Genomic DNA, 14709 nt, shown 5'->3' on the forward strand with positions numbered 1-14709 from the left:
CAATTCATCTCCCACCTGTAGAGGAAGGAGAATTCTTGCTATATATTATGTTAAAACAAGTCCCTGCGTTTCCTGTTTTTATAATTCGTAAATGATTCTCAGATTCCATTTTCCCTGAAATAAGTTCAATGTCCTTTGCACAGGACATTCATCATGTTGGTAGTTAACCTCTTTCATTCTCACTCCTCCAGTAAAGATTATATTACCAAGTTAGTTTTTTCTGCGTATTTGATAAGTTTTTACTACTGCAATAGTATATTTAACATATGTTCATCATCGGTACGTTCCAGCAGGATTTCCATCAGATATAACGTACGGAGCTTCTGATCAAATGAAGCCATCGTGGTCACCTCCACTTTCTGTCTCAACTTTTCCTAGTGAAACATTCTATATTCTTTGTATCTGTTTTCACATTTACCACTCTTCACATTTAATATCACTTATCTGCTCGATTGGAATGACCGTTTGATCTGTCATGATTATGGTATGCTCATATTCGTCTATCTTTTTTACAATACCAGAATACGCAACATAGGATCCGCCGGCTTTTTTTGCATCGGGAATAAAATAAGTTATCGATACTTTCTGTTCTATACCGATATTATTTCTGATTATATTGATTTTTTCGTTCAGCTGAGCAATCGCTTCTTCACTCAGTTCCAATCTTTCATCGGTTAATCTTGCTGTTTCTTTTATCGCAGCATCATGCCCAGTCAAGGCTGCAAAAGGAGCAAACTGCGCTGCCCGATCCCGAAGTGGCATTTGCGGATGATTCTTAGAGACCGGATGTGGTAAATTGATGATATCTTCATAAGAATTATTTTTCATCCTCTTTCAACTCCTTTACGCCTTATGTCCGCCAATCTGTTCATTTCTGTCCCTGGCGGTTGCTCCTTCCTGAAGATTCATCCCCTTCAGCACAGCGTTTTTTCCAAATTTCTTTTTGATACTGAGCATTGCTTCCTGCATACGTTTTTCCCGATCCAGCGCAGCCTCTTCCTCTTCCTGCTTTTTCCTTTGCGCCTCATAATCCGTAAAAAGATCCAGCTGCTCATATATTTCTTCTTTTTTGACAGAACTTTCATCCACAAGCCTGTTCGCTGTGATATTGATTCTTCTGATAAGCAGGTTTCTGTCAACGATCCTGTCATATAGCTCTATTACTGCATCCGTTATCATTTTTGTTGAGGAAGTCTGCCGTTTCAGATTGGTCGTTCCATGTGCATGTTTCGGAATTCTTCTTCCATAACGGTCGATCGTAACCTCTCCATGATACTGCTTTTTCCTGTCGGCATTGTTCAGATTCTCAATATCATAACCAACTGTCAACACAATCTGATCCGTTACAAGCTTCTTATCCACCAAATCCAAAACCATCTGGTCCGTCATCTCTTTGACGACTAATTTTGCTTTTTCAAAATCATAAGGGCAATGAAGTACCTGCCCGGAACAAACACTGTTCGTTTCCGGCTTATAAGCCTTGACCATTTCCATGGTACAGGGCTCATATCCCCAGGCATGGTCGATCAGCAGCTCTGCATTAACGCCAAACAGCCTGTATAACAGATCTTCGTTGTATAATTCATTCTCTTTTCCGATGGAACATCTTGCAATATCGCCCATTGTATAAAGCCCGTATTCTTCCAGCTTCTTTGCATATCCCTTTCCGACTCTCCAGAAATCAGTAAGAGGTCTGTGGCTCCAGAGTTTCCTTCGGTATGACATTTCATCCAACTCCGCAATTCGTACACCATCTTTATCTGCTTTAATGTGCTTCGCCACGATATCCATCGCAATCTTGCATAAATACATATTCGTTCCGATTCCTGCAGTTGCTGTTATACCTGTTGTTTTCAGCACATCCTGTATCATGGTCATGGCAAGTTCCCTTGCTGTCATATTATAAGTATGCAGATAATCCGTTACATCCATAAATACTTCGTCGATCGAATACGGAAAAATATCTTCTGGTGCAATATATTTCAGATAAATGCTGTAAATTCTGGTGCTGTATTCCAGATAAAGAGCCATCCGGGGAGGAGCAACAATATAATCAATCTCCAGTGCAGGATTGCTATTTAATTCTGTACTGTCATCAGAAGAACCACTAAATGTTCTGTTCAGTGCTTTCCACCTGCGCACACTATTGGCTTCTTTTACTTTTTGAACAACCTCAAATAAACGAGCCCTTCCGGATATCCCATAACACTTTAATGCTGGAGATACCGCAAGACAGATGGTTTTTTCTGTTCTGCTTTTATCCGCAACTACAAGATTGGTCGTCAAAGGATCCCGATTTCGTTCTTTACATTCCACAGACGCATAGAATGACTTAAGATCGATTGCAATATAGGTTCTTTCCTTTTCCATCATTCTACACCTCCCGATTCTCCTGTGTTCTGTTTCTAATTCTTATTTATCCTAATCGGAAATCTTTCTCATCATAACAATCCGTTCAAGGATTTCCTGCCTGAATTTTTCTACATCATTCGTCCGTTTGCGCACACCAGCTGCCGCAGCATGTCCACCTCCGCCAAATGCCTGCAGGAGTTCATTTACATTGATCCATTTTCCATCAGACCGGAAGGAACAACGCCAGCGATTTTCTTCTTCCTCATACATGGTAAAACCAAGCTGAATATCTTCGCAGTCTCTGAGAAATCCGCTGATTGGGTGGATATCCTCGTAGCTGATTCCTTCTGCCTCGCTCTCGGCACGATTGATACACACACAGGCAACATTCCCATCCAGCAGACGTTCTGCCCGCTTCAACAGTTCTGACCTCTTCTGCAAACTTCCCAGCGTATCATTATGCATGGTCTGCATTACATAACTATGATCTACTCCCATCTCGAGCAATTCAGTTACGGCCTGCATGGTGCTCACCTTCGCTCGGGTAAAACAGCCTGTATCATGCAGGATACCCATATAGATATAGTCTGCTGCAGTTGGATTCGCTTCGCAATCGACTGTACGCTTCAACTTTACCGGATTCAAAATATAATAAACATTCTCTGCACAGGCTTCCGATATTTTTGTATAGTTCACAACTCCATAACCTTCATTAGAGGCATGGTGATCAATTACTATACTTGCTTCTGCGCCCTCGTAGTATTCCCTGCCAATCATTCTTGCTAAAACTGCAGTATCACATACGATAACCGCATATTTTTCTTTTACATCCGGCTTCTCAAACGGATCGAAGACCTTATCCAGTTTTACCTGCTTCTTTGGTCCTTTATCCAACGTATCTGCCAGATATGGCAGCACTTTGTACTGCGAATAGTTTACCTTTATATAATGTGCAAGTCCCATCACCGATCCGGCAGCATCGCCATCCGGGTTCAAGTGTCCTAGAAGAATCACAGTATTTAAATCATTCACTTGCATCATAGATTGAAATTCTCTGTCAAAATTGAATGTCATTTAATTGCCTTTCAGTTGAGTCATTTGTTTTATTTATCTTGGTCAAAATCTACCGGCACTCTTACTTCCACGTTTTCCAGATATCCGGCTGATATCCAAGAATGGATTGTTTTCCATTACGAACCACCGGTGTCTTAATCACCTGCGGATTTTCCAGTACCTTCTCAAGTTTATCTTCCTCTGCAATGTACTTAATGAGCGCAAGCAGATCCTTATCCTTGCCCTCCCAGTTGATCATATTTTCCAGTCCACCATTTGCCTGGGCAACCGAATTGAATTCGCCCTTACTCAGTCTCGCCTTCCGGCTCGGTCGGTTCGTAACACGTCGTCCACTGGACGACACTCACCCTTTTTCTTTCATATCAATAAACTGAAACTTGATCCCACGTTCCTTAAAGAAACGTTCTGCTTTCTTTGTATCATTGCACTTCTTTGTTCCAAAAATCTGTATATTCAAATTATTTCTCCTTGTCCATCGCCATATATATCATTTTTTCAAAAGACGCTCTGAAATGCTCATCATCCCCCGATGTTCGTTTTCTAGGTCCTTTTAAATGTTTCTTTCCGGATGCCCTTCGTACCTTCTTATTCAGATGCCGTTTCATAAGCATCTGGTCAATATTTTCATTCGTATACCATTTCCCGGATTGATGAATCGCATATGGTCTACGCTCCGCTTCGGTCGGCTCAAATCCAAGGTCCACTGGACCTTGTGAGCCCTTTCCAAGTGCCATTGCAGCCACACCGTAATCCTGTGATACAACAATATCGCCCCTATGGCAAATGCTGATCAGTTTATAATCCACGGCATCTGCATCAGCAAAAATCTGCATGTTCTCTCCTTTAATTACACCTGAATGGAGTGCGAACCTCAATAAGATTACCACTGGGATCATACAGTCTTACAAGCTTCTGTCCACCTGCAAGTTCTGTTAATTCTGTGGCATATCGAACAAAATACTTACCAGATTCATATTTTGCAAGCAATCCATCTATATCAAAATCCTCGAAATACAATTCCATCCTGTTATTAAATGGCGTAGAAGTTTCATTCAATGTTTTCCCCCATACGTCGGCATCCTGCAAAACAAGTCCCTCCGATAAGATCACATTCCCTTCATTCTTAAGAATCACTTGCAGTCCAAATAAGTCTTTATAAAACTCTATGGATTTTTCTATATCATCCACCACGATCAGTACGTTTTTCAGCATATCCGTCACCTCACAATCCGCTTTGAGTCAAGCGAATATTCGCAATCCACATGCGGTTAAATAATCTTTCCAGACAAATGATCAATTTCATGCTGGCAGATCTGTGCTGTCCATCCTGGATGTCAGCTTTCGTGGCTGGTTCGGATGGCTGGCCTAAAAAGAAAACGTCTCTTACAATTTGCTTTACCATTTTTCTACCTGTAGCTTTCATTTTACTTTTTCCAATTTATTATTTACATCGAAACAAACTTTGTCTCCTTCATTGATATTACGCTCATAGAGCCTGGCGTCCTCCGCTTTTACTGTCACTTCTTTTCCTGAAGAATCCACAAGAGTCACTATTGCCATGACTGGTGCATCATCCGGTCGTTCTTCACAACCAAAATTCAGGTCTTCATCGATTCGTTTTACTGTGTACATCATAACTCAATTCTCCTGGAGATAATATTAAGAATCAGTTTTCTACATACCTTCTCCGATAATATTCCATCGTACGATACTCAATAATATCTTTCATCTGATGCTTAAATGCATCAACTTTAATTACATCTGCCAATTCATCTCGAATTCCCAGTGCATAGCCATCCTTATCTATAAAAAATCCTTTACCTGAAGCTTTTAGAAATTTAATCGGCATACTTTTTGCCTTGCTTAAATGCTGTTTGTCTGTTATCTTCCGATACTCTTCGTATGAAGTTACTTTTGGAAAATCCTTCCAATTCGTTCCTCGATCAAAGAACTTTTTCCAGTTCTCCACTACCTCATCATCTGTAACAGCCAGCCGTACGTCTCCCTCGTTATAGAAGCTGTACAGAATCGGCATCTTATACACTTTCTGCATATCCGTTGTTTCAATCAACTGCAGAAACTCTCTTCCAATTCCAGAGTAAACCTGAAGTTCTTCCGCCGATAATTCATGAATTTCATATAAAAAATCCATATATCGTTTAAACGGATTTTCTTTCGAATGTTTCATACAGTATTCGTAAATATTATCATCCATATTCGTAAAAAGTTCCATACGTGTGGGAACTTTTCCATCAAGCAATTCTTTCACGCGATAATATTCCTGTTTAATTCTTTCCTGAATAGACAATGACTTTTTGTCCATTTCTCTGAAGAGATCAATCAAACGCATATCAAAATCCACGATACAATCATCGGGGTATTCAATTTCAGAATAGTCATATGCAGTTCTTTCTCCGACACAGGCACTTCCGTTTAACAAAAACGGTGCACGCCCGGCTTTTTCGTAATTTCCAATAAAATCAAGTACGTTTACATACTCTTTACCCTTGCTGATACGCAATCCACGACCCAACTGCTGTAAAAACACAGTAGGTGATTCCGTCGGTCTCAAAAACATAACCATATCAAGAGAAGCAATATCCACTCCTTCATTGAACATATCTACAGAGAAAATAACCTTTATCTCCTGATTCTTTAATTGCTCAATTGCCCGATTTCTTTCTTCTGAAAATTCCCCATCTGCATTGCTGTACACAGCAACGGATTTTACGCCTCGCCTGCAGAATTCCTTTGCCATTTCCTCGGCATGCATTCTTGAACTACAAAAACCTAAAGCACGTTTGGAATGATATTTTTTATAATATTTATAAATCAAATCATATCGTTTTACATTGCCGATATATTTATCATTCAAGTCATTCTCATTGTATCTTCCTTTTACCAATTTGAGTGTCGAATAATCCGTTTCATTGTTCCATACAAGCATACTACTTTTTTCTGTCTTTAAAGTCGCATATCAGGCGACATTCTCTTGTTGTGTCTTTGGATATTATATCACCTTTTTGTGCCGCACGTTTCTGACTATCTAATCTTGATTTGATTTGAATAAAGATATTTAATTTTCTGATTGCCCAATCATTTTCCAGTGTAAAAAAATCTTTATTAAAAATGGTGTTCTGGGACATTTTGTCTCCTTCTAATCATCTTCTTAACTCTCTAAAAAGTTTATGGTTCAAACTCCCTCCTATGTTCCATAAAAAAATCATAATATGCCCTCACATTCCCCAACTCCGTCCATTTCTTGACATCAACTCTCTCTTCGTCTAAGTCATATATTTTTGCGCCCCTCATTGACAGAAGGAAAGGCGAATGTGTAGCTATAATAAACTGACAGCCAAAAAATCTGGCGCTATCCTGCAAAAATTTCTGAAGCTCCAGCTGCTTTTGTGAGCTTAAGCTGTTCTCCGGCTCATCAAGGAGGTACAGCGCATTCTCCTTAATCTTATTGCTGAAATATATAAATGCACTCTCACCATTGCTGTGTTCTGGCACATTTCCCATCAAATTCCGCCTTATATATTCAGACTGCGTCTTGCTTTTGGCAAGATTTACCTTCTTCAGAGTTTCATAATCATCCAGTGATTTCATCGTGAACTTGCTATATTTCATATTCAGGTAGTCCTCAAACAGTTCCTCTCTTTTATCATCGATTCCATTGTTTATGCAACGAAGATTCAGCATAAAGTCAAATACATCGTCACTGGCAATCATCCTGCTCTCTTTTGGAATTGTAGATTCAATCTCATAATCACACATATTAAGATAGTCCTCATAGAAATTCGACCTGTTATAGAGCGTGTCTCTTTGCAGCCCAAGCTTCTCACATATAATATTGAGAGCCGTTGATTTACCACTTCCATTACCTCCATACAGTATTGTTACTGGCTCAAAATCGAGCCTTTCTAAATGGTGCGCCGACAATACTCCAAATGGATAGAATGACTGATAGCAGGTACGCATTATGCCATTTAAAAATAACTCTTCATTTGACTCATCCGCAAATTTAAAACTTGAAAGATACATTTTTCCTCCCTCAGATTTCTTTATTCTTCAATTTCTGTTTCAGATTTCTTAATCTTCTTCTGATTCTCCAGAAGACTCTTCTTGCTGATGCTACAGATTGTTCCGTGATCTGTAACCAACACCACTTTTGCTTTTGCCTTCTTTCCAATCTTGTCATACAAACGTCCAGCACTCATGGAATCGCCGAGCACGGTATAGGAACTATTTGCTACATATCCGATTTTTCCCAGACCTTCATAAGTTACTTTAATTGCTTCCTTGTCATACTCATTGTCTGGTTCTTTTTCTAAGCAGATCTTCGTTCCTTTTTTCAGAAATTCTTTTCCGAAATAATGATTTGTTCCTGTCAGTGTGAAATAAATCTTACTCATTGTCCTTCCTCCACTTAATCTTCCATAAACTCGAAATATTCCTGTTCACTGGCAAATAAAATGTATTTCCCTTCTACATATCCCATATATCCGTTGCTTGTGTCATAACCTTTCATCAGCCAGTCCTCCTTGGATTTTTTTGATGTTATCATTTTATACCAAATGGCTGTGCAAAAATCCCGACAACCAACTGGTCCTATGGCTGATTAAAGAACGGCAGTCTCTCTATTAGCTTGAGAAAAACTGCCGTTCCTTCGATATTCCTGTTTTATTTTCTTTCTGTTGTATCCTTTTCCATTTGGCATCATACGCGTCATGGGATTTAATTCGCCCCAGGTATTTCGCTTTTTCGCGTAATACTCTTTCTGTGCCTTCTTCGATTTCTTATTGATCGGAATAAATTTTCCCATCTCGTTTTCCTCCTAAAATTTTACAGGCAGAAGAAGGAATAACCCTCTTCCACTGTTTTATATAAGCTTCTTTCATATATGATATCTGCTACCACAAATCATTAGTTACAATATTAGTTCGACCATACCAATCAAATCTCTCACTCATAAAATCACACTCATCAGTGGTATTTGTCAATTCTGCCCATCTTGCAGAAAGCAATTTAGAATAGTCAGGATAAAACAATCCATAACTTCCAAGTGCGTAACCATCATTTACTTCTATAAGAAGAGTCCGGCCATCATCGGTAACACCAAAGTCAATCGCATATGCAGCCGGTGCTGATTTATATTCACTTACTGCACTCTCAATGATATCCGCATCAAAATAAATTCGCCAATTTCCTTTGTATGGGCGCACGTCTAGGATTTTCCCATACCTGACAAATACTCTCCACTCTGTCACAAAATTTACGATTTCACTACATTGATATTCCGCATTTTCATAACAACTTCCACAATTAATAAGATCTTTTGTTGACCGAACAACTACACCAGTAAATTTCTTATCTTCTAATGATTTTACAAAAAGAGGCCAAAGATTGGGATTGCAATTGATCGTGTTAATTCTGGATTTCCATACTTTTCTTCCAAGGTACTTTTCAAGTTCTTCTGGATAATCCATCTCAGGAACTGTAATTCCAAAATCATTTAAACGACTCCTTACGGTTCCCACATAACCTACAACAACATCCTCAATATCACTTTCACGCAGTTCTTTATTGTTTGAGAAAGTGACAGTCTCTAATCCCATTTCCGAGAATCCCAGATAAGCTTTAAAGAAATTATTATTATGAAATTTTCCATTTTCTTTAGTCTGAATAAACACTCTCATGAGACTTACTCCTTCATTATACTTTTTACTTCCAAACGTCAGCGAATGGATTTGAACCATCGGTACGTTACCGTACACTTCCTTAGCGGAGAAGCACCTTAAACCAACTCGGACACGCTGACAAAGTGGGCAGGGAAGGACTCGAACCTTCGGTGTTTCTGATGTAACGGATTTACAGTCCGCCGCCTTCGCCACTAGGCTTACCTACCCATGGGGTGACTACCGGGAGTCGAACCCGGATATGCAGAGCCACGATCTGCCGCACTAACCGTTGTACTATAGCCACAGTGATCCCCGCCGGACTTGAACCGAGCATTACAACCTTGAAAGGGTTGTGTCCTAACCTTTAGACCAGGAGACCAGATGCGAACTCACCGCAGTGAATCCGCTTTATTTTTTCTTCATGCACTAATCTGTACCTGAACGATTGCATCAACCACTAGAATATCATCAATCTTTACTTGTAAGAGCGCAGCCAAAACTACCAGATTATCAATCGTTGGCATGGCAGTTCCGTGCTGCCACTTGTAAATTGCCTGCGGAGTTGCAAAACCAAAGACATCCTGTAAATCTCTCACAGACAAACCTGCTACCTTTCTCAATCTCTCAATATTCTTTCCAGTCGCAACCATATCAATGGTTGGCATCATAAACATAATGTCCTCTCTTTCCGGCCTTCCCACCGGCGCAGAGCTAGTCGGATGCCTTATAATTGTATATAGGTTTCATGACATCAATGACATCAACAGATTCACGGATCACATCAATAATATCCTCCAGTGATTTGTAAGCCATTGGTGCTTCGTCCAATGTATTTTCATTAACAGAAGTTGTGTACACTCCTGCCATTTCTTCTTTGTACTGATCCAGACTAAGCTCATTTTTTGCTTTGGTTCTGGACATAATTCTTCCTGCTCCATGAGGTGCAGAATAATTCCATTCGGGATTTCCTTTTCCTACCGCAAGAACACTTCCATCTCTCATATTGATCGGAATCAGAACTTTTTCCCCCTTATGTGCTGCAATTGCACCTTTTCTCAGGATCATTTCATCCGTATCAATATAATTATGAATCGTGTGAAATCCATCTGCTCCTGTCATTCCGTTTCTTTCAAGAATGATTTCTGCCATCTTCTCTCTGCTTCTGTGAGCAAAACTCTGACAGATCACAACATCATGAAGATAATTCTCAAGATACTTTCCTGACAAATAACAAAGGTCATCCGGCATGGGAGGCTGACTTTCACAAACCTGAAAATGAAGTTCCTTCAGTGCAGCCTGAATTTCTTTTCTTCTTCCCTGTTCTTTGTACATTCCGATAATTTCATCTCTCTTTTCAAAATATTCACCATAGCCACGATCAAGATCTACTGCCAGTTTCTGATAAAGCTCAGCTACCTGCTTGCCAAGGTTTCTGCTGCCTGAATGAATGATCAGATACCTGGTTCCGTCTTCAGCCTCATCAACTTCAATGAAATGATTGCCACCACCCAAGGTACCCAGGGATCTTTCCAGCCTTCTTGTATCTTTGAGGTTTCTGTAACATCTAAGTTCTGTCAGATCAAATCTTTCCTGACGCCCCTCCCAGACATTCATTCCGGATGGAATGAAATGACATGCTTCATCAAGCTTTTCAAAATCTATCTCCACTTTTCCAAGATTCACCGTATACATACCACAGCCAATATCTACACCAACCATATTTGGTACTGCTTTATCCACGATTGTCATGGTTGTTCCAATCGTACATCCTTTACCGGCATGAACATCTGGCATAATACGTATCTTTGAACCAGCAGCCATATCGTAATCACACATTCTGCGAATCTGATTGATTGCTTCATCTTCTATGATTTTCGCATAGCAGATTGCTGTGTTTACCTTTCCTTTTATTTCTAACATTTGATTATTTCCTTCTTTCGATTCATTTACCTTTGACTCAGTGTTCCGCAATGGTTGCCCGAGGTGTCCCAACTGAGATAACGGAACAAAAAAAGATCGCCTACCTTCACCAGATAAGCGATCTTGAAAATCTATGTATCTATTTTGCGCAGAGTCTTCTTTTATAACTCTTCCATTACTCCCTGCGTTTTCTACACAAATCACAATAATGCTTCATCTGGTCCAAGCGCACAGCATCATAGCCCTGCTCGTATGCATGCAGTGCTTCATGTTTAAGTTCGCTATTAAGATAAAACTTACTAATTATTGTGAACATATCTTTTTCCTTTCTGGGTTCTTCTCTCAGAACCGCTTTTAATCTTTCTGTATCATAGGATAACACCTTTTTCCACGATTGTAAATTATACTTGTGGTATAAGGTCCCTATTTTCTTAATATTTTCTCCATTGCCTTGCCTTTGGCAAGTTCATCCACTAGCTTATCGAGATACCGAATATCACGCATCAGCGGATTTTCAATATTTTCGACTCGAACACCACATACAACACCTGTAATCTTCTCCCGGTTCGGATTCATTGCCGGAGCCTGTCGGAAGAAATCGCCATAGGAAATCTCACTATCCATGAGCTCATCAATCTGCTGTGCGGTGTACCCAGTAAGCCAGAAGGTGACTTTTTCAACCTCTTCTCTGGTACGTCCTTTACGCTCCGCTTTTGCTATCAGAAGGCCATATACTTTGGAAAAGGACATGGCAAATACCTTTTCATTCTCCATTACTTGTGTTTTTTGTTTTTCTTCGGTCGGTTATCCATGTACTCATGAGCCAGGGTATCCTTCAGAACCAGCATGGAATCCTGTTCTTCTTCTGTTGTATTTCGTATGATCTCTTCTATCTGCTTCATGATATTTCTCCTCATGCATGGTTTCCGGTTTCGTAGCACCACAAGACAATTCTTTTTATCAATTCTGCATCAACCTTGCCGTACGGAATACGAATCGTTCCTTTATCCGTCTTATACCCTTTCAATGCTTCGGCAAATTCTTCAACTGCTGCAGGGTCCGGATACAATCCGATGTATTTCTTCGAAGCAGCAAAATGAACAATGTCACGACCTTTCCGGTTGGTCGGCATACTCCATGAAATGCGTTCTTCCGCTTCCGGTAATGCACTGCGAAGAATCTGACGCATATAGCGCAGATATTCCTGTTTCTCCTCATCCTGGCTCAGGATATATTCATCAATCGACTTTAGCTTTTCACCGCAGTAATGACTTTGCCCTTTTTTCTTAAACTCTCTGCTACATTTGAGACATTGCCACATTGAGCTTTTCTCACTGTCTCTTTCGTGAAGAACCACTTCAACCATATCTCCAAAGCTCTTGCCAATCTGCTTGCGTATCTGTTTTGCAACGCCGATAATGTAACATGGAGTTCCCATTTTTACCACTTGCCCACGATATGGAATACCGTCAATGTAGCATTTACCAACAAACGCCCTTTTCCCAAAAGCTCTTTGATATCGTAAGGAACCTCTACATAGGCAGCATCCATATTCTCATTTTGAAGAATTCTTGCACAAAATTTTAATTCCATATTTTTTTCCTTTCATTCTGTGAATATTATCCTCCGCAAATCCTGATTTTCTTATCGTCCTGATCACTGCAATCCAGCCACGAAGGAGACCGCTGCTTCCAGATCTTTTTCATCCGGATGACTTTTTGCAATACCACCCACCAATTTAAACGGTCCAAAAGTGTCATATCCTTTACAGCCAAATTTTCCAATAATGTCCGTTTTCTTTTCTTTCAAAATAACTTCCAGTGATTTATATGCTGCATTTCCACCATAAGTACAGATCATAAATACCTTTTTATTTTCCGGCAGATTTTCTGAAGCAAACTTTAAGATTGTCTGATGAAATTTTGAAAAATAAATACCGGATGCAAAACCAATCCGGTCATAATCCGCCAAATCTGCCTTTGGCTGCTGCACGGCATCAATCAGATCAACCTTACATTCCTCTGCAATTTTCTCCACCAGTTTCTTTGTATTTCCGTGATGTACAGACGCATAAACAATTACTGTCTTCATTTTTACCTCCCGCCTAACGATGCCATTCCATCGTATATTCTTCTTCTGATGTATTTTCATCTATTTTCTGATTCACAATTTTAAATCCACGATGCTGATAGAACACTACCGCTCTCATATTTTTCTTATACACGTTAAGGTTCAATTGATCCTTTAGCTTCGTAACGGTGCGAAGCAGCTCTGTTCCGATTCCTTTTGATTGTTCTTTTGCTTTTACAAAGATCCCGGCTATATAAGTATCTATTAAACCAATAAAGCCTTGAATCTCCTCATTTTCTTCTGCCACATACATTTCTGCTTCAGAAATCAATTTTCTGACCATATCATAATTCTTTTTCCAGTAATCTGCTTCTATAAAAGAATGGCTCTCTATATTTGCATGAAGCCATAAGTCCATTATCTCATTAAGATCTCTTGTTTCAAATCTTCGAATCATTTTTCTTATACCATAATTACTAAACTTTTTTACAATCCATTTCTGTAAATCTCATTGATCACAGCCTGGGCATGTTCCATTTCTTTTTTCTGAATAATTGCATCTCTGTCACTTAAGATTGCAAGCATCTCATCCACCAGATCCTCGATTCGGGGATCACTTACCCGGTACAAATAGCCAAGCATCCGGGTGGCAGTGTAATCTGTATTCATATTTTTATAGGCAATTTCCGCGCAGAACTCTTTAGGATATCCTCTGCCCAGTAAAAGCTTGTATAATTCATCGGTTCGTTCCGATGCCATAATCGATCACCCCCGTAATTTCAAAAACTTAAATTAAAATGCCTTCCAGATGATCCAGTTCATGCTGACAAATTTGTGCCGGCCATCCACTCAGTTTCTGCCGCTGCTTTTTCCAATTCATATCATAATATTCCACTTCGATATTTTCATATCGTGTTGTTTTCCTCACACCGGTAAGCGATAGACATCCTTCTTCTGTTTCATATGGAGTATCCTTGCTCAGAAGAACCGGATTAAACATCACAACATCTACGAATCCCATATTTACAATGATTGCTCTCTTTTTCACACCAATCATATTTGCAGCCATACCCACACACCCGGCACGATTTGCCTGTAGGGTATCCTGTAGATCCTTTCCCACTTGCAGATCTGCCTTTGTAGCAGGTTCTGACTTTTGTCCTAAAAAGAACACATCTTTCATTATCGGTTTTACCATCTATCATTCCTCCATGTCGGCTAGGTAGTGTTAAGTCAACTACCTTTTTTATCTTGAATTATTCACGGCTTTGCCGTGAAAGTGGTTGAGAGCCACATAGTTACTGTATTTTAATTGCACATTGCTTTTCACTTCAAAGCAATAGGCAAATTAAAATAAATTTTGATGGAGGTGATCTATCCTCCGATGCAGGTCTTCTTTTGATAAAAGAATTCGCTGCAAAGATCGGCTTTACAAAGCTGATCAAAAAGAAGTTTAAAACCAATGATAAGTCTATCCGGTTTCACAAAGACCATGAAAACCTGTTACAGATGATCTATCAGATCATCTCAGACTGTAGACAAACTTGGTGTTGGGTGTTATGCCCAGCACCATTTTTCTTTTAAAACTTCTTTTCTTTTTATTTTCTTCAAA

22 protein-coding genes, 4 tRNA genes and 3 pseudogenes are annotated in these 14709 nt (G+C 39.6%); 1 reads left to right on the forward strand and 28 read right to left on the reverse strand.

Annotated features, from left to right (window positions below; translation table 11 throughout):
• Window positions 1–414 precede the first annotated feature (414 nt).
• The 28 genes and pseudogenes from G5B11_RS17175 to G5B11_RS17310 form a co-directional block, all read right to left on the reverse strand.
• On the reverse strand, window positions 415–828 hold the full coding sequence (locus G5B11_RS17175) for a hypothetical protein (RefSeq protein ID WP_173729180.1): 414 nt from the start codon (window positions 826–828) through the stop codon (window positions 415–417).
• Between the two features lie 15 nt (window positions 829–843).
• Window positions 844–2370: a Y-family DNA polymerase gene (locus G5B11_RS17180; protein WP_173729195.1), complete on the reverse strand. Its 1527-nt coding sequence runs from the start codon at window positions 2368–2370 to the stop codon at window positions 844–846.
• A 51-nt stretch (window positions 2371–2421) separates the two neighbouring features.
• A complete protein-coding gene (locus tag G5B11_RS17185) occupies window positions 2422–3426 on the reverse strand; it encodes a DHH family phosphoesterase (protein ID WP_158422686.1) in 1005 nt (334 codons plus the stop codon).
• A 61-nt stretch (window positions 3427–3487) separates the two neighbouring features.
• Window positions 3488–3883 (reverse strand): annotated as a pseudogene (locus tag G5B11_RS17190) (arsenate reductase family protein).
• Between the two features lies 1 nt (window position 3884).
• A pseudogene (locus G5B11_RS17195) lies at window positions 3885–4265 on the reverse strand (DUF188 domain-containing protein); the annotation flags it as partial.
• A 4-nt stretch (window positions 4266–4269) separates the two neighbouring features.
• Complete coding sequence (locus G5B11_RS17200; RefSeq protein WP_173729182.1) at window positions 4270–4638, reverse strand: VOC family protein; 369 nt, start codon at window positions 4636–4638, stop codon at window positions 4270–4272.
• Between the two features lie 10 nt (window positions 4639–4648).
• Complete coding sequence (locus tag G5B11_RS19875) at window positions 4649–4849, reverse strand: hypothetical protein (RefSeq protein ID WP_244093066.1); 201 nt, start codon at window positions 4847–4849, stop codon at window positions 4649–4651.
• Window positions 4846–5061, reverse strand: a complete 216-nt coding sequence (locus G5B11_RS17215; protein ID WP_173729183.1) for a hypothetical protein — start codon at window positions 5059–5061, stop codon at window positions 4846–4848. The genes G5B11_RS19875 and G5B11_RS17215 overlap by 4 nt, the downstream gene beginning before the upstream one ends.
• 31 nt (window positions 5062–5092) lie before the next feature.
• On the reverse strand, window positions 5093–6301 hold the full coding sequence (locus tag G5B11_RS17220; RefSeq protein ID WP_244093067.1) for a helicase-related protein: 1209 nt from the start codon (window positions 6299–6301) through the stop codon (window positions 5093–5095).
• A gap of 73 nt (window positions 6302–6374) precedes the next feature.
• Window positions 6375–6572 (reverse strand): hypothetical protein, encoded by a 198-nt coding sequence (locus G5B11_RS17225; protein ID WP_173729185.1) that lies wholly within the window; start codon window positions 6570–6572, stop codon window positions 6375–6377.
• 40 nt (window positions 6573–6612) lie between these two features.
• Window positions 6613–7470 carry an ATP-binding cassette domain-containing protein gene (locus G5B11_RS17230; protein ID WP_244093068.1) on the reverse strand — a complete coding sequence of 286 codons (858 nt, stop codon included), beginning with the start codon at window positions 7468–7470 and terminating at the stop codon, window positions 6613–6615.
• A 20-nt stretch (window positions 7471–7490) separates the two neighbouring features.
• Complete coding sequence (locus G5B11_RS17235) at window positions 7491–7841, reverse strand: HIRAN domain-containing protein (RefSeq protein ID WP_173729186.1); 351 nt, start codon at window positions 7839–7841, stop codon at window positions 7491–7493.
• A gap of 206 nt (window positions 7842–8047) precedes the next feature.
• Window positions 8048–8251 (reverse strand): hypothetical protein, encoded by a 204-nt coding sequence (locus G5B11_RS17240; protein ID WP_173729187.1) that lies wholly within the window; start codon window positions 8249–8251, stop codon window positions 8048–8050.
• Window positions 8252–8339: 88 nt separating this feature from the next.
• Window positions 8340–9125 (reverse strand): ATP-grasp domain-containing protein, encoded by a 786-nt coding sequence (locus G5B11_RS17245; RefSeq protein ID WP_173729188.1) that lies wholly within the window; start codon window positions 9123–9125, stop codon window positions 8340–8342.
• Window positions 9126–9161: 36 nt separating this feature from the next.
• A tRNA-Ser gene (locus G5B11_RS17250) sits at window positions 9162–9247 on the reverse strand.
• Between the two features lie 4 nt (window positions 9248–9251).
• Window positions 9252–9335: transfer RNA gene (locus G5B11_RS17255), tRNA-Tyr, on the reverse strand.
• 1 nt (window position 9336) lies between these two features.
• A tRNA-His gene (locus G5B11_RS17260) sits at window positions 9337–9411 on the reverse strand.
• A gap of 2 nt (window positions 9412–9413) precedes the next feature.
• Window positions 9414–9486 (reverse strand) — tRNA-Glu (locus tag G5B11_RS17265).
• 40 nt (window positions 9487–9526) lie between these two features.
• Window positions 9527–9781, reverse strand: coding sequence for a helix-turn-helix domain-containing protein (locus tag G5B11_RS17270; protein WP_173729189.1), 255 nt, complete (start codon window positions 9779–9781; stop codon window positions 9527–9529).
• 37 nt (window positions 9782–9818) lie between these two features.
• Window positions 9819–11027, reverse strand: a complete 1209-nt coding sequence (locus G5B11_RS17275; RefSeq protein WP_173729190.1) for an RtcB family protein — start codon at window positions 11025–11027, stop codon at window positions 9819–9821.
• Between the two features lie 423 nt (window positions 11028–11450).
• Complete coding sequence (locus G5B11_RS17280) at window positions 11451–11801, reverse strand: DUF2200 domain-containing protein (RefSeq protein ID WP_173729191.1); 351 nt, start codon at window positions 11799–11801, stop codon at window positions 11451–11453.
• Complete coding sequence (locus G5B11_RS19360) at window positions 11801–11929, reverse strand: hypothetical protein (RefSeq protein WP_274603266.1); 129 nt, start codon at window positions 11927–11929, stop codon at window positions 11801–11803. Before G5B11_RS19360 ends, G5B11_RS17280 begins: the two co-directional genes overlap by 1 nt.
• Before the next feature lie 11 nt (window positions 11930–11940).
• Complete coding sequence (locus G5B11_RS17285) at window positions 11941–12465, reverse strand: DUF1801 domain-containing protein (protein ID WP_173729192.1); 525 nt, start codon at window positions 12463–12465, stop codon at window positions 11941–11943.
• Window positions 12466–12467: 2 nt separating this feature from the next.
• Window positions 12468–12620, reverse strand: a complete 153-nt coding sequence (locus G5B11_RS17290; RefSeq protein WP_173729193.1) for a hypothetical protein — start codon at window positions 12618–12620, stop codon at window positions 12468–12470.
• A gap of 63 nt (window positions 12621–12683) precedes the next feature.
• On the reverse strand, window positions 12684–13118 hold the full coding sequence (locus tag G5B11_RS17295; RefSeq protein WP_173729194.1) for a flavodoxin family protein: 435 nt from the start codon (window positions 13116–13118) through the stop codon (window positions 12684–12686).
• A gap of 13 nt (window positions 13119–13131) precedes the next feature.
• Window positions 13132–13554, reverse strand: coding sequence for an N-acetyltransferase (locus G5B11_RS17300; protein ID WP_158422680.1), 423 nt, complete (start codon window positions 13552–13554; stop codon window positions 13132–13134).
• 29 nt (window positions 13555–13583) lie between these two features.
• Complete coding sequence (locus tag G5B11_RS17305) at window positions 13584–13856, reverse strand: hypothetical protein (RefSeq protein WP_158422679.1); 273 nt, start codon at window positions 13854–13856, stop codon at window positions 13584–13586.
• Between the two features lie 28 nt (window positions 13857–13884).
• A complete protein-coding gene (locus tag G5B11_RS17310) occupies window positions 13885–14295 on the reverse strand; it encodes a peptide deformylase (RefSeq protein WP_158422678.1) in 411 nt (136 codons plus the stop codon).
• Between the two features lie 107 nt (window positions 14296–14402).
• On the opposite strand from G5B11_RS17310, the pseudogene G5B11_RS17315 reads away from it, so the two are divergent.
• Window positions 14403–14627: pseudogene (locus G5B11_RS17315) on the forward strand (transposase); the annotation flags it as partial.
• Window positions 14628–14709: the final 82 nt, after the last annotated feature.

This window comes from Blautia glucerasea, from assembly GCF_013304385.1.
Taxonomy (GTDB): Bacteria; Bacillota; Clostridia; order Lachnospirales; family Lachnospiraceae; genus Blautia_A; species Blautia_A ammoniilytica.